The sequence below is a fragment of the candidate division KSB1 bacterium genome (assembly GCA_034506335.1).
Taxonomy (GTDB): domain Bacteria; phylum Zhuqueibacterota; class Zhuqueibacteria; order JANLFK01; family Oleimicrobiaceae; genus Oleimicrobium.
In genome coordinates this window covers 12,076-30,585 of sequence record JAPDPR010000013.1, presented here as the reverse complement: position 1 = coordinate 30,585, position 18,510 = coordinate 12,076, and the positions used below count along the sequence as shown (strand labels likewise).

Here is an 18,510-nt window from a genome sequence, read left to right as displayed (position 1 = left end):
CGCGTGCCAGTTCGACAAGGCCATGGGTCTTTGCTGCAAGGAGCACACTATGGAGAACAGACGATTGATGCTGCTGGGGACGCTACTGGTGGGCGCTTTGGCGCTGTGGTTGGTCGGCTGCGGACCAAAGGCGATTAAGCCCAAGTCGGTCTTAGATACACCCCAAAACCACTTCAACCAAGGAATGAGGGAGCTGGACCGTGGTAACTTGGACTTGGCCATGCAGGAGTTTGAGCGCGCCAAAGCACTCGACCCCAAGTACGCGGAAGCCTACGCGGGCATGGCGCTAGTCCATGCCAGCAAGCAGGACTTTGTCAAGGCCATGGAGCTCGCCGACCAGGCACTGTCCAAGAACAAGAACTCTCTTGATGCGCGCATCATCAAGGGGCGGATCATCACCATGCGCCGCAAAGGCGACGATTGGATGGAAGAGGCTGTCAAGGAGTTCAAGAAGGCTGCCGAACAGTACCCGAATAGCGACAAGCCCCTCTACTATATGGGCATCACGTACAAAGAGGGGTACGACTTTGGTCAGGCGGCCGCCGCCTTTGCCAAGGTCATAGAGATGAAGGGCGACTATGCAGCTGCTGCCGACAAGGAGTGGGCGGTGGTACAAAAGATTCAGCGCGCTGCTCCTGGCACCAAGATCGGCGCCAAAATCGCCCTGATCCCCGAAATCTCTCGAGCCGACTTGGCCGTGCTTTTGATGGAAGAGTTGAAGCTGATGGAGCTGCTGGAGAAGAAGCGCCCAAAGACCTACGACACGGGTTTCCGGCCGCCTGAAGACGTGACCAAGATGGCCCAGCCAGAAGCAAAGCTTCCAGACGTCACCGACATCGAGGGACACTGGGCCAAGAACTGGATCAAGGACATCGTCGCGGCCCAGGGCATGGATGTGTTCCCAGACCATACTTTCCGGCCTGATGAGAAGATTACCAGGGCTAACTATGCCAAGATTATGCAAGACATTATGATCCTTGCTACCGGTGATCAGAGTCTGGCCACCAAGTTCATAGGCGAGTCTTCGCCGTTTCCGGATGTCAACCCCAGCCACTGGGCGTTCAACTCCATCATGCTGATGGTCAGCCGTGGGGTCATGGCTGCCGACAAGATGACTGGCGAGTTTCGGCTCAATGACCATATGTCTGGCGCCGACGCCTTGCTCGCCATACGCGACTTCCAAAATGCGATGCGCATGACGTTCTGAGTCCAGCGGGGGACCTCGCGCGTCGGGGTCCCCTTTTTGCTCTCTGAACCAGCGCACCGGCAGAGTGAGAGGAGGTTGGAGGTGAAGACTCTCTTAGCGATGGCACTGCTCTGCCTCCTGGTGTGTGCGGCGGGCCCACTCGGTCTTTGCCAGGTGGGACCTGCACGCACCCAGCTAATCGAAGCAGTCGGTACCGGTACCATTTTTGAAGGAGACGTGGCAGGGGCGCGGGATCGCGCCATCGATGACGCTTTGCGCCAGGCGGTGGAACAGGCCCTGGGCACTTACATCGAATCAGAGACCAGGGTGCAAAACTACCAGGTGGTGGACGACAACATCCTCAGCTGGACCCGCGGCTACGTCCGTAACTACACCATCCTGTCCGACTACAAGAAAACCCCCGAACTTTACGAAGTTCGCCTCAAGGCAGAGGTGGAGCTGGGCGACCTACAACGCGATGCCGAGGCAGTAAAGAACCTCATCGAGCGCATGGGTAACCCGCGCGTGATGGTGCTCATCGACGAACAGAACGTGGGTGACCCCACCGGGCACTTCCGCTGGTTCGAGGTGAACATGACCGCGGCCGAGACCGCCATCATGCAAAAGTTCATGGACAGCGATTTTCCGGTGGTGGACCCGGGCACGGTGCGGGAAAACATCAAACGTGAACAGGTGCTGGCCGCCCTGCAAGGCGACAACAAGGCCGCCGCCGCCATCGGCCTTTCGTTTGGTGCCGAAATCGTCATCACAGGCAAGGCAATAGCGACAGTGGCCAGCGGATTCAACATGGCGGGGATGAAGTCCTGCCAGGCTAATATCACCGCGCGCGTGGTGGAAACTGACGTGGGGCGTGTGTTGGCCACAGCCAGCGAGCACGCCGCCTACCCTCACATCGACGAGGTGACCGGCGGCACGATGGCCATTCAAAAGGCTGCCAACAAGCTCGCCGAGGGCCTCATCGCGAAAATCCTTGCCAAATGGCGAGACAAGTACTACAACCTGAGTGAGATCAAGATAGTGCTGCGAGGCGTGGAGTCCATGGCCCAGCTGAGCGATTTTGTCAACACCGCCAAGTTCTATCTGCGGGGCGTGAAGGACATCTACCAGCGCAACTATGGTGGGGGTGCGGCCGAGCTGGATGTGAAGATCAGTGGCAACGCCACCCAACTTGCCCGCGAGTTTGAACGGCGGGACTTTGGGCGTTTCACCATCACCGTGGAGGGTGTGTCGGCCAATCGCATCACGGCGAGATTCGTGCCAAAAGCCACAGCACCTTCTGAGCCCGAATAGCAGCACCGCCGTATTCATTAACCAGGAGGAACACCTGTGAAGAAACGCATGGTCACATTTGTGCTGTGCACGTTGGTCCTCGGATACCTCACCTCGTGGGTCAGCGGCCAGACGACCGATGCCGTCAAGCGCCTGAAGCGGCGGGTCGCGGTGTTCGATTTCCAGGACAAGACGGCGCATCACTACCACTGGTGGACAGGGCAACCTGTGGGTGAAGGCATGGCCGACATGCTTGTCACCGCCCTGGTCAAGACCGGCAACTATCGCGTCTTCGAGCGCAAGGAAATGGAAGCGCTGCTCAAGGAGCAGTCGCTGGGCATGGCGGGCATTGTCACCCCAGAAAGCGCTGCCCAAGCGGGCAAGATGCTGGGCGTGGAGCTTGCCATCATCGGCGCCGTGACTGAATTCGGCTACTCCGAAGGCGGCGTGGGCGGTCGTGTCAAAGGGATCGGCGTGGGTGTCAAATCCACCAAGGCCACGGTGGCAATCGACGTAAGGTTTATCAACACCACCACCGGGGAGATTCTGGTAGCAGAAACGGTCCGTAAGGAGCGGTCCTCCAAGGGACTCGGTCTCGACACACCGGAGATTAGTTTCGATAACCGCGACAAGTTCGATGAGTCCCTTGTGGGGAAAGCCACGCGCGACGCCATAGATGCCCTGGTAGAGATGGTGGAAAAATCGGCAGCCAACGTCCCCTGGCAAGCGAAGATCATCAAGACCAATGGGTCCGTGTTCATCAACGCCGGCGCGGAAGCAGGCGTCCAGAATGGGGATGTGTTTGTGATCTACCGGAAAGGCGAGGAGCTGATTGATCCGGACACCGGACTCTCCCTCGGCTCAGTGGACACCAAGATCGGTAGAATCAAGGTCACCAACAACAATCTGGGCAACGGCAAAGCATCCGAGTGTGTGGTACTGGAGGGCAGCGGCTTCCAGCGTGAAGACATAGTCAGACTCCAGTAGAAGACAAGCCCCTGGGGAAAACGGCGCAGTAGCGCGCGGGGCCCGTTTACAACCCAAGGTTATTCTTCCCAATGGGGGGAGCGCGTCGTCAGGGGAGGCCCACGGGGAGACGACCTCCCCTGTGTCTTTTTTACGTGCTCGAGGAGCTGTTTCTTCAGCGTGTGGACCAGTTGCAAACAAGAGAAAGGGACAAACGGGTCGGATAGGAAAGGCGCGGGAGGGCAGTTTACGATGCTTTGCTGTCCGCCCCGTTCATAAGCCCATAAGCGCGTATTCTGTTCAATGGGGAGCGGGGAAGCTCTCTTCCCAAGGCTGCGACACTGCGGGTCCTGAAACCATGCCGCGGCAGATGGGAGCCTGCAGCAGGAAGAAATCACTGGGAGGAAATCGTGGTATTCAGTAAAGCCATCCGGCTGGGGGTCTGTGTGCTCCTGCCCTTGATTTGGGCCCTCGAGGTCCCCGCGCAGCCTGCAAAGATCGGCACCATCACCTTCCTGGTGGGAGGGACCAACGATGTGATGGTCCGCCATCGCGACTCAACCACATGGGTGCCGGCCAAGCTGAAGATGGACCTTTTCGAAGGAGACGTGGTCCGCACCGCGAAGGAATCGCGCGTAGAAGTGACGCTCCTGGACAAGAGCCTGCTGCGCATCGGCGAGCAGAGCGAGTTTGTACTCACAACGGCCACTCTGACCAAAAAGAGTAAGAAGGTGCAATCGGAGTTGAGCAAGGGAAAACTATGGGTCAATATCACAGAGGCGAGCGGTTCACGCAACTTCCAAGTTAAGGCGCCGACTGCGGTCTGTGCGGTGCGCGGCACGATCTACCGCGTGGAGGCAGACTCCACCACCACGGTGCTTGTGTACGACGGCGCGGTGGACATCGGCCCGCTGAGCAAGTTGGAACGCACTGAGCAAAAACCTACTCCGCGCTCCCTGGAGCCTCGCCAAATACCAGGCCCCTACGAAGTGCCTCCGCCTTACCAAGTGACGCTGGAAGAATGGATCCGCATAGTCAGGGGATTCCAGGTTACGGTGCGCCCAGACGGCAAGTACCACAAGCGGCGGTTCAATGAGGCGGAAGATGCAAGACTGGAGTGGGTGCGATGGAACAAGGAACGCGACCGGCAGGTTCGTTCCAGATAGAAGGCTCCATGTGGTTACGGCGTCGGTGTTAACTTTCGCGTTGGTCAATGCCTGAAAGAGATCGGCTTGATGCTTTGCTCGTTGTGAGCGCCTCCTTGCTCATGGGGGCGCTGCTGTTTGCGGTGCGCAGCCACCTCTCACCCTTAGTGGTGGCCGTGGCTGTGGTGGCACTTTTGTTCCCATTCCGCCGCCAGCCCGTCGCACGTCACCTCCTTGTCGTACTCCTGCTCCTTTTTGTCCTGTGGTTGGTGCACGAGCTGCGGGATGTGCTGTTCCCATTTGGCGTATCGCTTCTTCTCGCCTACCTGGCTAATCCCTTGGTGGACCGCTTGGCACGATGGCGCATCCCGAGGCTGCTGTCGGTGACGCTGCTGATCCTGACCTTTATCGGACTGGTTGTGCTTGCACTGGTTTTGCTGGTTCCGCGGATCGCGCGCGAAGTGAGCGATATGGTGCAGGCGAGCGTGCAGTTTGCTGGCGTGCTGCGGTCCTGGCTTGACACCGATTTTTTGCCCCTGCTTGCACGCCTTGGAGTGGACTCCTCGCAGTTGCAATCCCAGTTTGTCCCGGCCATCGCAGACCAAGCGCAAGGCCTCCTCAAATTCATTTTCCAGAATCTCCTGCAGTTGACCGCCCGCCTTTCCACAATGCTCGGGCAGCTGCTCAATCTGGTACTCATCCCGTTCCTCACCTTCTTTTTGCTCAAGGACTATGACAAGCTCAAGGCTTCCGTGCGGCGCATGGTTCCCGAACGGCACAAAGCCCGAGTAGTGACTGTTGTCCACGCAGTAGACACCGTGTTGGCGGGCTTTTTTCGCGGAGAACTGCTGGTGTGCCTCATTGTGGGAACGCTTACCGCTGTGTTATTGACCATTTTTGGCGCCCCTTACGCACTCCTCCTCGGCCTTCTGGCAGGAATCCTCAACTTGGTACCCTACGTAGGGCTGGCGATCACTATGGCCGTAGGCGTGCTCGTAGGATTGCTCAGTCCTCACCCCGTGCTGACCACCATCAAGATCGTAGTGCTCATCGAGAGCGTGCAGATAGTCGAAGGCTCGTTCCTCTCGCCAAAGATCGTGGGCGAACGTGTGGGCCTCCATCCTGCTTGGGTGATGTTCGCCATATTGGCGTTCTCGAAATTGTGGGGGCTGTTGGGCCTGGTCATCGCGGTGCCGAGCGCGGCGGTGGTGGCAGCACTACTGAGAAGCCACCACGCGCAGGTTCACGGTGGCAGAGTTGCGCCCGAAGTATCATGAAGATCGTAGCGGTTGGTGAAGGGGGAGTCGGCTGCCGACTTGGCCTGCGTCCTGGTGACGAACTGCGCACGTTGAACGGCCACCGCCTGCTGGACGAGCTTGACCTCCGTTTTTGGTCCGCCGAAGGAATACGTTCCTTGGAGGTCGAACGAGACGGGGAGCGCGTGCATATCGACTGTGGGGAGCAGGACGTCTACGACCTGGACATCCAACTTGAACCCCTACGCGTACGCTCCTGTGGCAACAAGTGCCTGTTTTGTTTTGTTGACCAGAATCCCCCAGGCATGCGTCCGGCTGTCTACTTGAAGGACGAAGACTATCGGCTCTCCTTCCTCCATGGCAACTATGTCACCCTCTCCAACGCTGGGCGGTCAGACCTGCTGCGCATCGCGGAATTGAGACTCTCCCCCTTGTACATCTCGGTCCATGCCACCGACTCCGCGGTGCGCAGGAAGCTGTTGGGCCTACGCCGCGACGACCGCTTGTTGGAAAAGCTCGCGTTCCTTGCAGGCGCCGGCATCACCATGCACGCGCAAGTTGTCATCTGCCCGGGGTACAATGACGGCCCCGTCCTTGCTCAGACCGTCGACACACTGCTGGAGTACTTCCCCCAGATCGCCACAGTGGCAATTGTGCCAGTGGGGCTCACGCGTCACCGCCAGGGGCTCGCCCAGCTCAGGGGTGTGGATACATTCCAGGCGCAGCAGATCGTACAGGAATTCGAACGGCGGGCCCAAGAATTGCGGAACCTTTTCGGCAGCTACTTTGTCTACCTGGCAGATGAGCTTTACCTTTTGGCCCGGCGCCAGGTGCCCCCTGCCGAACGCTACGAGGACTTTTCACAGGTAGAAAACGGCGTGGGCATGGTGAGGAAATTCTTGGACGCGTTTCAGATTGAAAAACGCCGACTGCCGCGCCGGCTGAGCAAGCCCACGCGCGCCACAATTGCCACTGGAACGCTGGCGGCACCGATTTTGGCGCAAGTTTGCGCCGAGATCACACAGATAGTCGAGAACTTCGAGCTCTCAGTGGTTGCCGTCGAGAATGGATTCTACGGCGAAACGGTCACGGTAAGTGGCCTTTTGACCGGGCAGGATATTTACGCGTCTTTAAAGAACGTGCACGCAGGAGATGTCGTGTTCCTCCCCTCCAACTGCCTCAACAGCGATGGACTCTTTCTCGATGACTGGAGGCCTGACCATCTGGCAGAAAAGCTGAATGTGCCCGTCTGTGTAGTGGATAGCGAGCGCATCGTGCAAATGTTCCGTGCGCCGTTGCTTAGGGAGCGGGGTTCATGAGGTTGCCCATCGTTGCCATAGTGGGCCGACCGAATGTGGGCAAGTCGACCCTTTTCAACCGCCTCCTGGGGCGGCGCGAGGCCATCGTGGACCCCACCCCGGGGGTGACCCGCGATCGCAAGTACGAACAAGTGGAGTGGACGGGCAGACGTTTTGTGCTTGTCGACACCGGTGGCTTCATGAGCGGCTCAGATGAGCCCATCTCCCGTGCCGTGATGGAGCAGCTGCGCGTGGGGATAGCCGAAGCGGACCTGGTGCTCTTTCTGGTTGATGGTCGAGCCGGGTTGACCGCAGAAGACGAAGAGCTGGCACGCATGCTGCGCAGGTCAGGCAAGAATGTGCTTCTGGTCGTGAACAAGATCGACACCGGAACCCATGAACCGTTAAGCGCCGAGTTTTTCCGCTTGGGCTTGGGCACTCCGTTGGGCGTCTCTGCTTCCCTGGGGAGAGGCATCGGCGACCTTTTGGACCAAATGATCCAGCGCCTTCCGGGTCAACTGGAGGAGAGGCCAGGCGAACAGGGAGAACCCCTGCGCCTGGCGGTGGTGGGCCGCCCCAACGTGGGCAAATCCTCGCTCATTAATGCAATTCTGGGAAGCCCCAAGTTAGTGGTGACTGAGATCCCGGGCACCACGCGTGACGCCATCGACACCGAGTTCTCCTATAAAGGGCAACGGCTGATCCTGGTGGACACGGCTGGTTTGAGGCGGAAGAGCCGTATCTCCGAGCCGGTCGAGTACTATAGCACCCAACGCACCATGCGCGCTGTGCGCCGCGCGGATGTGGTGGCCGTTGTCATAGATGCCAGCGAGGGACTTTTTGACCAGGACAAACGCATCCTCGAGCAGGTGGTGCAGCAGCGCAAGGGAATGCTTCTGGTGGTCAACAAGTGGGACCTCATGCCCCCTGGGGCACGAGTCACGGCCCAATTCGAGCGGGCTGTCCAGGAAGAGCTCCGCACGTTCAGCTATGTGCCTTTGCTCTTCGTGTCGGCCAAGACAGGACGCCACGTCAGCCAAGTACTGGAGCTTGCTCAAGCTGTGCACAAAGAAAGGCACAAAGTGATTCGCACGCGGGAGCTGAACCAGTTCCTGCAAGAGGCGCTGGCACAGCACTCCCCGCCTGCCTTTGGCGCCAAAGAAGTGAAGATTAGGTTCTGCACCCAGGTCAACGCAGCCCCGCCGGTCTTTGCCTTTTTCTGCAATCACCCCCGCGGCATCCAGGCCAACTACCAGAGCTACCTGGAAAAGCAGCTGCGCCAGAAATTCGGATTCATGGGTGTGCCCCTGACCCTTTCATTTCGGAAGGCGTAGGCGCCATGCGCAGACTTGCCTGGTTGACTGTTGCTTTGTTTCTGACGGGCACGGCCCTGACGGAGGAACACGAGGATTTTGCCTCGTACCTGCAGTGGGAACGGGCGGCAGGCATTCTCTCGCCGCAGCAGGAATTGGTTCTTCGGGTGCTGGCCATGGTCAACCCCGAGGCCTTGCCGGAGCCCTATCGCTCTTTGCCCCGCGAACCAGGCAAATGCGGCACCATGACCATGTGGGAGGTGAAATCCCGGTGGCACGAGTTGAACACTGTCCAGCAGCAAACTCTTGCCCCTTACGTGTCCAGGCCCACGCTTCCCCAATCTCTCGTCAGCCCTACCGGTCACTTCAAGATTCACTACACCACCTCGCCGGGTGCGGACCAGACCACAGAGGAGTTTGCACACGAGGCCGCCGTGGCCTTCGACAAGGCCTGGCAGGTAGAGGTGGATGAGCTGGGTTATCCGCCGCCTCCGCCAGACTTTGGCATCGACGGGCCTGAGTACGACGTCTACATCCAGAACATCTCGGACTACGGCTGGACCTATCCTGAGCTTCCCGTCGTACAAACCGAGGAGTCAGACTGGACCACCTACATCGTGGTGGATAATGACTATTCGCGGGGCTTTTACACTAAGGGACTCGACGGACTGCGGGTGACGGCTGCGCACGAATTCTTTCATGCAATCCACTTCGGCATTCGCGAACCATTCCGAGAACCGGAATCCACCGCCGATCTCTTCTATTACGAAGTGTCGGCAACCTGGATGGAAGATGTTGTATGGGATCACATTAATGACTATTACAACTACCTTGGAGATTTTTTCCGTACCACCCATCTGCCATTCAATAGCACCGATGGCAGGCGCGAGTACGGGATGGCCGTGTGGAATCATTTTGTGGCCAAGCGGGTGGGGCCCGAGGCGATTCGGGACTCGTGGCTGGCCATGAAGGGGATGCACGGCTTGCAAGCCATCCGCCAGGCCCTTCTTCCCCGCGGGCTTACCTTAGAGGACGCACTGGGCGAGTTTGCGCTCTGGAACGCATTCACCGGAAGCCGCGCCGACACCATCCGTTTCTACCCCGAGGGAGCTCACTACCCCCAAGTCCGCTTCCACCAGCACCTCGTTCTGGAGGAGAGAGTCGATGTCGCAGATTCGTGCCGGCGCATGGCCACCAAGTACTACCTGCTCCTGCCCCAGCTGCCGGCGCCCTATGGGGCAACGCTCATATCTTCAGACCCGAGCAGATGGCGATTGTCGCTGGCCGTGTTCGGTCCCACGAAGGGTAATGGCGACTTTTCCCCAGGCGGCGCCTTCTGTAGCTTGGGACACCTCGCGCCCGTGGACACCGTGGTCGTCGCGGCGTCGCGGACCAACCTCGCCGACCAAGACCTGGGATTAGGTAAGACTGCCTTCTATGCCTTCTCGCTCATCGTTGAAATGGGGTTCCCCCCAACCGAAGCCCCAACAGGCAATGCCATTACTCAAGTCTCCAGCAACCCCTTCCGTTTGCAGGAAAACGCGTTATTGACCGTGCTTCTGCACCTGGAAACGGAAGAAGAAGTCGCAATGTCCGTACGCGACCTTCATGGCCGGGTGGTGTTTGAAGAAGCTCTGGGCGTTGTGGGCCCGCGCCGTGCCTATCCATGGGTTTGGAGGGGAGAGAATCAGCACGGCGGGAAGGTAGCGGCAGGCATCTATTTCATCGTGGCACGCTTCTCCGATGGGGTGTCTATTGAAAAGGTAGCCGTGGTTCGGTAGGGCGGTGCACTGGCTCGCTTTCTGTGCTGTTCTTGCACAAAAAGAGCTTGACAAAGCGGCAAAATATTCTTATTTTAGCCGCGACATTCCTTTTGGCCAAAGGCGGGGACGCCCAGAGGGAACTGACCAAGGATGGGTGTTGCCAGCGTCTCTTACACTTTTGTGGCCCATCTCGGAAGTGGCCGCCTTTCGGGCAGAACAGCTTCGTGAACTTGAGCTTTCGAGTGAAAAGAAGCCCATGTATAGCGGACTCTTGCTGTCTGGGCCGGTTGTTTGACAAGAAGTTGAACAGATTGGTGCCAGAAAAGTGGGGACTTTTGTCTTTTTGGTGCGCCATCACTCACAGGAGCGGCATCTTTCTTGCAGGTTTGCCCTGTGCAGGTTGAAGCCAAGGAAGGCGTAGGCAAAGACGAGAAACGGGCGTGCCTGTGAGGAATGGTGATGAAAGCACTTGTCATGGAAAAGTCGCTTCGGCTGACGGAGCTGGAGCGGCCCGCTCTGCAAGAGGGGGAGGCCCTGGTGCGGGTATTGCGGGCTGGCATCTGCAACACCGACATGGAGATAGTCCGGGGGTACATGGGCTTTGAGGGGGTTCTGGGGCACGAGTTTGTGGGCGTAGTAGAGCAGTGCCAAGATACCCGCTGGCTCAATAAGAGGGTGGTTGCAGAGATCAACGTGGGGTGTGGCAAATGCCGATACTGCCAGCGAGGGCTAAGCCGCCACTGCCCGAACCGCACGGTCGTGGGAATACAAGGGCGCAGTGGTGTTTTCGCGGAGTACGTGGCTTTGCCGACCGCGAATCTCATTGAGGTCCCGTCCACTATTTCCGACCTGGAGGCAGTGTGGGTGGAGCCGCTGGCTGCCAGCGCCGAGATTCTCGCGCAGGTCCATATCCAGCCCGAAGACCGCGTGGCGATCATCGGGGACGGGAAGCTGGCCGCACTCGTAGCGCAAGTCCTCCGACTCATCGGGTGCGCGCTCATCGTCGTCGGCAAGCATCAGCCGAAACTGGCGACCCTTTCCCAGCTGGGCATCCCTACCACCTTGCGCAACAATTTGCCCAAGCGCTCCTACTCCCTGGTGGTGGAGGCTTCGGGCTCACCAAGTGGTCTAGACTTGGCCCTCCAGCTCGTGGAGCCGCGGGGGACGGTAGTGGTCAAGAGCACCTATGCTGAACGGCCCACCATGGATCTCTCCCACATTGTGGTGGACGAGATCACGTTGGTGGGCTCCCGATGCGGGCCATTCGATACCGCTATCCGGTTGTTGCGGCAGAAGTTGGTTCAGGTAGAACCTCTGGTAACGCAAACCTTCCCCTTTAGCCAGGCGCTGGAGGCCTTTACTTTTGCCCAACAGGACCACGTCCTGAAAGTGCAGTTAGACATGTCAGGGTAGGGTGACCTAAAGTAGTGTTAGCCGCCTTAAAAAACATGGTCATCGATGCACATCTTCACCTTCCGGTGATATCCGATACACGCACGTATGAGCAGGCCAAAGCACTGCTCATCGAAGACTTGAAGAAGGACCAAGTTGATTATGCCATTCTGATTCCTGACAACTTGCCCAATTCTGGTATCGGGGATGTGCCCACCTGTCTGGAATTGGTGAAAGATGCGCCTGAATTGTTTCTTATGGGGACAATGGATATTCAAACTCAAGGGCAGGCTTGGCTGGTAGAGTTGGAACGCCTACTGGCCGAACGTCGCATTGTGGGGATGAAAATTTTTCCTGGGCATGATCCGGTTTATCCTACCGACCGGAGAGTGTTCCCGCTGTACGAGTTATGCCAGGCCTATGCCATCCCGATGGTAATTCACACAGGCGGTCATCCCGAAGTAGCGCAATATAACGATCCCAAGTACATTGTGCAGGTGGCCGAACGGTATCCGAACTTGAAGATCGTGATCGCGCATTTCTTTTGGCCGGAAGTGGAGTATTGTTATCGGGTCACGCGCGATTATCCGACGATTCATTATGACACGTCAGGGTTGGCCGATGAGGAAGTGCTTGCGGCGACGGGGAAAGCGCGCATTGAAGCGGTGTTGCTGAAAGTGTTGGAAGACGGCGCGAAGAAGCTTGTGTTTGGGACGGACTATGCGATGTGCAATCGGGCGGCTCATCTGGAGATGGTGAAGCAATTACCTGTCGCGCCGGAGATACGGGAGGGGATTCTGTGGAGAAATGCGGTGGAATTGTTCCGGCTCCCTATCTCGGGCGGCTAACAACCGCATGCACCCGACTCGCGCTGCGCGCTCTGGGGACGGGCAGGGTTGGTTTCGCTGGCTTGGTTGTGGTTCAGCGGGGTTCCCGTGGACACCGCGCGAGCGGGTGATGCGGGCCGTTAAGAAGGAGACGAGGCTGCTGATCAACGCCTCTCACGGGTTTGGTCGGGGGTGCCCCAGGGTGAAACAGTGCGTCGGGAATGAACAACTCCCGCCATACCCGGAGGGCTAAGGTGCGTTAAGTGCTTGATCGTGGGGCCAAGTAGCGCCTTAAGAGAAAGGCACGGTGTTTGCAGTTCCGAAACCGAAGGCTACATCTGAATCAGAGTTGGCGCGCATCGGACCATGAATGAACTCCTATACTTCTCTTCGGTCGATCTTCTGATCAGAGTCGACTACAGTCCAGACACAAATGCTTTGCGCTACTGGACAAACCGTGAGACCGATGCTACTGAGCGCCGACTTGTTGAACAATACCTGCTCTCGGAGTTCGCGGCCAGAGTGGGGTTCTACGAACGCGCCCCTTCGCTGTTCATATGCATGGGTACCGATACCCGGCTAAACGATGAGTTAGAAACCAAGAAGGCACAAGAGCCAACGAGCGAAAACACAAGCCGCGAACAGCGCGTGGAAGCCGAGGTAAGGGCGGCCATCAGAGAGTCTATGAAGGTCTACTACTTTGAGCGATTGGGCGACGAGATTCTTGCTTTTCGGCATGAAGTGGAGCAAGGAGCCAGCACCGAACGCATCCGGGACGCGAAGGTGCGGATGTCGCAGCTCCTGGGTGCCTACAATCTCTATTCAGGCCAAAGGTTGTCCCTGAGCGAGGTGCTGCCTGCTGACTTGCGCGATTATCTCTAAAACACGGACAAACCGAGGATACTACCCCTTCACGATTGAGGAAACCAGAGTATGAGCCGGAGAAGAAGCATTGTCCTACTCGCTACGGTGTGCATTGGGATCGCAGGAGGGCAGGCGGCCGGGCAGGGGATTAAGGATCGATTAGGGCTTGGCTTTAACCTTGGAGCACAAAAGCTCTACTGCGATATCTATCACACCAGTTTTGCCCCTGGAGCGGAGGGCACTGTCAAATACCTCCTGGGCTCCAAGTTCAGCGTTGTGGCCAGCCTCGGCTACGGCCAGCTCACCGATAGTTTTTCCAGCGCCACCTTCACCACCAACCTGATCAATGCCGATCTAAAAGGGCACTTGGCGCTGAGCAGCCCAAGGCACATCATCCCCTATCTGGTGTTCGGTTTGGGCATTTTCAACTGGCAATACGAAAACTGGCCGCGATACTTCGACGGGTCATTCATATTCGGCGGCGGTCTGGAAGTAGTGCTCCAGCCCCGTACCTCACTCGAGTTCTACGCCGACTATCGACATACCACCGGCGATGGCTATGATGGAATCGTCCGACAAGAAAAAGACGGCTATCTGCAAGTCCGGGCGGGGTTCACCTACTATTTCAAGGATAGGTTGGCACCTGCGGAGAAACCTTCTGAGCTCATCGCCATGGATGAAAAGGACCTGGCCAAGTGGCTTGAGAAAGAAGAACCAGCCGATACCGCAAAGTTCAGAGCCTTCGAGGAAAAACTGGTCCTCACCGAGTCGGCCGAGAGCAAGGTTACGATGGAGGAGTATCTTGCCCTCAAATCGAAGCTTGACGAACTCAACCGCGTCATCGCGGAAAAGGAGCGAGAGATCGAGGCGCTTCGTACGGAGTTGGATTTTAGGGTCGACCGCATTGCGGAGTTGGAGGACGAGCTGAGGAAGAAACGTGTGGCGCCGGCTGCTGCTCCAGCGGTAACCGGTGCATTTTCTGCCTCCTATGAGGATGCCCTGCGCTCCTATTACAGCCGCGACTACAATGGCGCCATCCAGAAATTCACCGCCTTGTTGCAGGAATACCCAGACCACCGTCTGGCAAGCAACTGTCAGTATTGGATTGGGGAGTCGTACTTTGGCCTTGGCGACTATTCCGCAGCCAGAGATGCCTTCGAGAAGGTGTTCTCCTACGAGTCTTCGTACAAGAAGGATGACGCCACGCTCATGATCGGCAGGTGCTACATGAAGCTGGGCGACAATGAACGTGCGCGTTCTTCTATGGAGGCCCTGCTCCGCGATTATCCAGACAGTGAATATGTACCCAAAGCCGAATCCTACCTCAGGCGGCTGAGAGGGTAACGAGCTCACCAAACGAAAGGCTGGGCGCCGTCTGAAGAAACCGTTCAGACGGCGCTTCTGTTAGCAGCGCGATGGAGAAAAGCGACAGGGAAGCATCCCAACATACCGCTCGGCTTACACTGCGGCTCCGCGTGAAAATGCTACGCCGTAAGATCACCTATTCTCGTGCCTTTGTGGCGGCGCTGGCCCTGTTTGGCTTCGCGGCTATACGCCTGCTGACCAGTACCCTGCGCGTGCGCATCGTACTCCACCCTCAGGTTGAAGAGGAGCTGCACCACCACCCCTTGGTGTTTGCCTTCTGGCATGGCAGGCAGTTCCTGCTTGTGCCCCAGTTTTCTTACTGGAATATCGCCTTGATGAGCGACCTGAGCTGGGCAGGTGACATTCAGACGCGTATCTTGCAGCGCTTTGGCTACACAGTGGTCAGGGGGTCGAGCAGCCACGGGGGTATGCGGGCCCTGCTGATGATGAAAAAGGCGGTCGATGCCGGGCATCCCGCAGCGTTCGCGGTGGACGGCCCTCACGGGCCGGCGTTCCATGCCAAGCCCGGGGTGTTGTTCTTGGCGCAGAAGCTCGGTCTACTCATCGCCCCGGTGTCTGCGAGCGCCAGCAGCGCCTGGGTCCTGAAGCGCACCTGGTGCCGTTACCTACTGCCGAGGCCTTTCTCTCGCTGTGTGGCCATTGTGGGCAAGCCAATGGCGCCCACCTCCCTTGCCGAGTTGGACCGGACGCTGGACGACCTTACCCTGCATGCCGACCTGCTCGTAGGCGCTAACTACCACCGCGCAGCCCTCAACAGCTTGGCACAGCGCTGAACCGGACAGACTCCACCCGCTCTACGACTCAGCCGCGCGTGTTTCGCGCACGCCTTCACACCAGAAGAGTGCCGGCCGCTCCTCTTTCACCATGCAGCGCAGACCGCAGCTCTGCATCATGGCGCCCAATGCCTCCGCGGAGGGGAGATAGTCGTGAGCTACAATGCCACCGATCTGACGGTGCATGGCGTTGACTGACTGGCTGCAATCCTCGTGAATCACGTACAACCTTCCGCCGGGCACAAGGGTTCGGGATAAGGTTTGGAGCGCCGCGTGCTGGTCCCGAAAGTGCGGAAAACAGCAGAAGCACACCACCCGGTCAAAGCATGCATGGACGAAGGGAAGGTCCACCGCGTCGGCACAAAGGAAATGTTGCCGTGACGGGTACTCCTTCCGCTTCCCCGCGCGGAGCATTGCAAGAGAAAAGTCCATGCTCACCACAAACCCCTGGGGGCCCACTGCTTTGGCCAAGGCACGGGATAGCCTTCCTGTGCCCGCGCCGACGTCCAGAATGCGTTCTCCCGGCTGGATTTGCAGCCGCTCCATGACATATGGCAATGACTCGTTTCCTGCCGCTAGGTCCCAGGAATTAGCCAGCTGTTCGAAAAATGCGCGGCGCTCGTCACGCATGGCTGCCCCTCCGGCTTTGCGGTGGCACTCGTCTCAAGACTACAGGCACCACTACGAGAATGAGTACGATCCCCGGCAATCCCTGCAGGAGGGCAGCTGCGGATAGCGCCCTCGCAGGCAACCCTAATAGCGGGACCAGCGCCACAATCCACAGCACCATGACGGCCCGCGATGCTGCCAGTCCTGCCAGGAGGGCAAGCATCGCGGGCAAGCGACGCCCAGTAAGCCACCCTACCACACCTGTCAGCGCTAGCCCTTCCAACGCCATGAGTTGCGCCACTGGAGGAGAAAGCGGGGGCATGCCGGTAGCAAGCGCCGAAACCATCGGCGTCAACAGACCCACCGACATCGCCGCAAGAAGCGGAAGGTAGAACCCAGCCGCGGCCAACGGCAGGAACATGGGCAAGAATACACTGCCCAACCCCACTGCATGAAATACGATGGGTATCAATACGCCCATGGCCACGAACAGCCCCGAGAGGCTTAAATGCTTTGCTGGCATCGCCTTTCTCAAAAGTTCACCGTCAGCTCGGCATCCACGGTCCGGCCCGGCATGGGGTAGCCCCACATTGCTTGATAGCTGGCATCAAGCAGGTTCCGTGCACTCAGACGCGCGCCCAGCGGCCCCACCAGCCGCGCCTCCGCGTACACGTTGACCACCAGGTAGTCGTCCATGCGATAGAAATTGGGCTTCGGTGAAGCGTTGTCTCGCCCATACCAGTCCTGCACCGCATTCAGTTCTCCCATCAGGCGCAGGCCGCCGATACGTCCCGAAGCATAGGCAGTGAGCTTTCTACGCGGCGCATTCGCTACCAGGACATCCATCCTCACGATGTGCGACCAAGAGCCACCGAGCTGCACCCTGTCCACGGGCTCCCATTGCCAGCTTAGCTCATAGCCTGTGTTGGCCAGCTTGCCGGCATTGGCCAGGCGAAACGGCGGGGGCGGCGAAGTATTCCTGGCCAGGACGATCAGATTGTCGCCGCGGAGACGGTAAACGGTTGCCTCGACCCTGGCGCGAGCGGTTAGGTCCTGCGCAACCCCTACCTCATAGTTCCAGATTTCATCCGGCAAGAGCTCCGGGTTGTGCGGCGGGAAGAAATACAGCTCGCGGATCGAAGGGCTGCGAAAGCCCTTGGATAACGCTGCGCGCACGGTCGTGGTAGCCGTGGCGTGGGCCACCAGACCCAGCTTGGGCAGGAGTACAGTGCCGTACAACTCGTGATGCTCCACACGGAACCCAAGCGAAGCGATGAACCTCTTGAGCAGCAGTTGTTGCACGTGCACGTAGGGAGCCCACTCGCTCAGGTAATACTTGCCATACTGCGTGTGGCTCTTGGTGTTCTCGGCGTCACCCCCGTAGCGCTTGAGGTCAAACCCTACGGTGGTGGTATTGCCGGGCACAAGACGGAGGTTGTGGTAGAACATTAACCCAAGCATGCGATCGTATGAGCGCCATCCATCGAAAAAGCGATGGCGTCCAAAATTGCCATGCAGCTTGAGGTAGCTCTCCCCCACCCTGCTCCTGTGGGTCAAGGTGAGATCGCCACCCCAGCGACGCACGTCATACCAGTCATCGCGCGCAGGCTTGGTGACTGGTCCAGGGTCATGCAGCATGAGGTCGGCGAGGGTGACATTGGCCTCCAGCTGTGTGCGCTGTCCGAGCGCGTAGCCAGCATGGGTGGTGATAAAATTGCCTTCGTAGGCGCTGTTGCCATCGTGGCGATGGCCGTCGGTGGTACGCCGCGCGGCGGTGAGCTGGTAGCTGAAGTTCCCAACCCGCCCGGCATGGTAAGCCGCGAGGCGTCGGGTGGCGAAGCTGCCAACTCCACCACTGATCCTTGTCGCAAATCCCGGACGATCCAACCCCGCGGTGACGATGTTGATCACTCCGGCCGTGGCATTGGTGCCGTACAGAAACGAGGCCGGGCCGCGCACCACCTCCACGCGCTCCACTCCGTCAGTGACAAACTCGTCGCCGATGGTGCATCCCATCAGCCCCATGAAGTCCGGGCGGCCGTTGCGCAGGATCAGCACGTGCGTATCGGCAGTGCCCCCTACGCCCCGCAGGGCAATCTTGCCCGCCGCGCTGCCGGCCACGCCGTAACCCATCACACCCCACTGCGTCAGGTGCAGGCTAGGCACATGGCTCTGCACCACGTCAAGCACGGCGGCACTGGGCGCAAGCGTTAGCTTGGCGCCATCTATCACAGTGATGCTGGCCGCTATGTCGCGCTGCGCTTGGCTGAGCTTGGTAGCGGTCACCACGACGGGGTTGAAGCGGTACTTGACAGAGTCGGCGGAACCCTTCTCGGCGGTAGGCGTCTCCCCATGGGCATTGAGCAACCCCAAACCCCACGTCGTCAAGAGCAACGCAACCCTCATTACAGCCTCCTTTTCTTCGGACGTCCTTCGTGCACC

The 18,510-nt window shown here is 58.7% G+C and carries 16 protein-coding genes; 13 read left to right on the top strand and 3 right to left on the bottom strand.

Annotated features, from left to right (window positions below; genetic code table 11):
- Positions 1-49 precede the first annotated feature (49 nt).
- From ONB25_06145 to ONB25_06085, 13 genes are all read left to right on the top strand, one after another.
- A complete protein-coding gene (locus tag ONB25_06145) occupies positions 50-1,207 on the top strand; it encodes an S-layer homology domain-containing protein (GenBank protein ID MDZ7392459.1) in 1,158 nt (385 codons plus the stop codon).
- A gap of 81 nt (positions 1,208-1,288) precedes the next feature.
- A complete protein-coding gene (locus ONB25_06140) occupies positions 1,289-2,497 on the top strand; it encodes a flagellar assembly protein T N-terminal domain-containing protein (GenBank protein MDZ7392458.1) in 1,209 nt (402 codons plus the stop codon).
- A 36-nt stretch (positions 2,498-2,533) separates the two neighbouring features.
- Positions 2,534-3,463 (top strand): CsgG/HfaB family protein, encoded by a 930-nt coding sequence (locus ONB25_06135; protein ID MDZ7392457.1) that lies wholly within the window; start codon positions 2,534-2,536, stop codon positions 3,461-3,463.
- A 389-nt stretch (positions 3,464-3,852) separates the two neighbouring features.
- Positions 3,853-4,608, top strand: a complete 756-nt coding sequence (locus ONB25_06130; protein MDZ7392456.1) for a FecR domain-containing protein — start codon at positions 3,853-3,855, stop codon at positions 4,606-4,608.
- 47 nt (positions 4,609-4,655) lie between these two features.
- Positions 4,656-5,864 carry an AI-2E family transporter gene (locus ONB25_06125; GenBank protein MDZ7392455.1) on the top strand — a complete coding sequence of 403 codons (1,209 nt, stop codon included), beginning with the start codon at positions 4,656-4,658 and terminating at the stop codon, positions 5,862-5,864.
- The gene (locus tag ONB25_06120) at positions 5,861-7,162 is read left to right on the top strand and encodes a DUF512 domain-containing protein (GenBank protein MDZ7392454.1); all 1,302 of its coding nucleotides are present in this window, start codon (positions 5,861-5,863) and stop codon (positions 7,160-7,162) included. The genes ONB25_06125 and ONB25_06120 overlap by 4 nt, the downstream gene beginning before the upstream one ends.
- Positions 7,159-8,475 (top strand): ribosome biogenesis GTPase Der, encoded by a 1,317-nt coding sequence (gene der, locus ONB25_06115; protein MDZ7392453.1) that lies wholly within the window; start codon positions 7,159-7,161, stop codon positions 8,473-8,475. Before ONB25_06120 ends, der begins: the two co-directional genes overlap by 4 nt.
- Before the next feature lie 5 nt (positions 8,476-8,480).
- The gene (locus ONB25_06110) at positions 8,481-10,235 is read left to right on the top strand and encodes a hypothetical protein (protein ID MDZ7392452.1); all 1,755 of its coding nucleotides are present in this window, start codon (positions 8,481-8,483) and stop codon (positions 10,233-10,235) included.
- 441 nt (positions 10,236-10,676) lie between these two features.
- Complete coding sequence (locus tag ONB25_06105; protein ID MDZ7392451.1) at positions 10,677-11,630, top strand: alcohol dehydrogenase catalytic domain-containing protein; 954 nt, start codon at positions 10,677-10,679, stop codon at positions 11,628-11,630.
- A gap of 14 nt (positions 11,631-11,644) precedes the next feature.
- Positions 11,645-12,457, top strand: a complete 813-nt coding sequence (locus tag ONB25_06100; protein ID MDZ7392450.1) for an amidohydrolase family protein — start codon at positions 11,645-11,647, stop codon at positions 12,455-12,457.
- Between the two features lie 345 nt (positions 12,458-12,802).
- The gene (locus ONB25_06095) at positions 12,803-13,318 is read left to right on the top strand and encodes a hypothetical protein (protein ID MDZ7392449.1); all 516 of its coding nucleotides are present in this window, start codon (positions 12,803-12,805) and stop codon (positions 13,316-13,318) included.
- 51 nt (positions 13,319-13,369) lie between these two features.
- A complete protein-coding gene (locus tag ONB25_06090) occupies positions 13,370-14,644 on the top strand; it encodes a tetratricopeptide repeat protein (GenBank protein ID MDZ7392448.1) in 1,275 nt (424 codons plus the stop codon).
- A gap of 137 nt (positions 14,645-14,781) precedes the next feature.
- Positions 14,782-15,459 carry a DUF374 domain-containing protein gene (locus ONB25_06085; protein ID MDZ7392447.1) on the top strand — a complete coding sequence of 226 codons (678 nt, stop codon included), beginning with the start codon at positions 14,782-14,784 and terminating at the stop codon, positions 15,457-15,459.
- A gap of 21 nt (positions 15,460-15,480) precedes the next feature.
- Here ONB25_06085 and ONB25_06080 read toward each other — a convergent pair whose 3' ends face one another.
- Genes ONB25_06080 through ONB25_06070 form a run of 3 tightly spaced genes read right to left on the bottom strand, consistent with a single transcriptional unit; the run spans position 15,481 to position 18,474 of the window.
- Positions 15,481-16,089 (bottom strand): methyltransferase domain-containing protein, encoded by a 609-nt coding sequence (locus ONB25_06080; GenBank protein ID MDZ7392446.1) that lies wholly within the window; start codon positions 16,087-16,089, stop codon positions 15,481-15,483.
- Positions 16,082-16,591: an ECF transporter S component gene (locus ONB25_06075; protein MDZ7392445.1), complete on the bottom strand. Its 510-nt coding sequence runs from the start codon at positions 16,589-16,591 to the stop codon at positions 16,082-16,084. The genes ONB25_06080 and ONB25_06075 overlap by 8 nt, the downstream gene beginning before the upstream one ends.
- A gap of 8 nt (positions 16,592-16,599) precedes the next feature.
- The gene (locus ONB25_06070; GenBank protein ID MDZ7392444.1) at positions 16,600-18,474 is read right to left on the bottom strand and encodes a TonB-dependent receptor; all 1,875 of its coding nucleotides are present in this window, start codon (positions 18,472-18,474) and stop codon (positions 16,600-16,602) included.
- Positions 18,475-18,510 lie beyond the last annotated feature (36 nt).

What these genes read in the sequence shown, in the direction of transcription:
- der (MDZ7392453.1), top strand. Translation starts at nt 7,159, where the DNA reads ATGAGGTTGCCCATCGTTGCCATAGTGGGCCGACCGAATGTGGGCAAG.
- ONB25_06125 (MDZ7392455.1), top strand. Translation starts at nt 4,656, where the DNA reads ATGCCTGAAAGAGATCGGCTTGATGCTTTGCTCGTTGTGAGCGCCTCC.
- ONB25_06090 (MDZ7392448.1), top strand. Translation starts at nt 13,370, where the DNA reads ATGAGCCGGAGAAGAAGCATTGTCCTACTCGCTACGGTGTGCATTGGG.
- ONB25_06120 (MDZ7392454.1), top strand. Translation starts at nt 5,861, where the DNA reads ATGAAGATCGTAGCGGTTGGTGAAGGGGGAGTCGGCTGCCGACTTGGC.
- ONB25_06085 (MDZ7392447.1), top strand. Translation starts at nt 14,782, where the DNA reads ATGCTACGCCGTAAGATCACCTATTCTCGTGCCTTTGTGGCGGCGCTG.
- ONB25_06110 (MDZ7392452.1), top strand. Translation starts at nt 8,481, where the DNA reads ATGCGCAGACTTGCCTGGTTGACTGTTGCTTTGTTTCTGACGGGCACG.
- ONB25_06070 (MDZ7392444.1), bottom strand. Translation starts at nt 18,474, where the DNA reads ATGAGGGTTGCGTTGCTCTTGACGACGTGGGGTTTGGGGTTGCTCAAT.
- ONB25_06075 (MDZ7392445.1), bottom strand. Translation starts at nt 16,591, where the DNA reads ATGCCAGCAAAGCATTTAAGCCTCTCGGGGCTGTTCGTGGCCATGGGC.
- ONB25_06145 (MDZ7392459.1), top strand. Translation starts at nt 50, where the DNA reads ATGGAGAACAGACGATTGATGCTGCTGGGGACGCTACTGGTGGGCGCT.
- ONB25_06095 (MDZ7392449.1), top strand. Translation starts at nt 12,803, where the DNA reads ATGAATGAACTCCTATACTTCTCTTCGGTCGATCTTCTGATCAGAGTC.
- ONB25_06080 (MDZ7392446.1), bottom strand. Translation starts at nt 16,089, where the DNA reads ATGCGTGACGAGCGCCGCGCATTTTTCGAACAGCTGGCTAATTCCTGG.
- ONB25_06105 (MDZ7392451.1), top strand. Translation starts at nt 10,677, where the DNA reads ATGAAAGCACTTGTCATGGAAAAGTCGCTTCGGCTGACGGAGCTGGAG.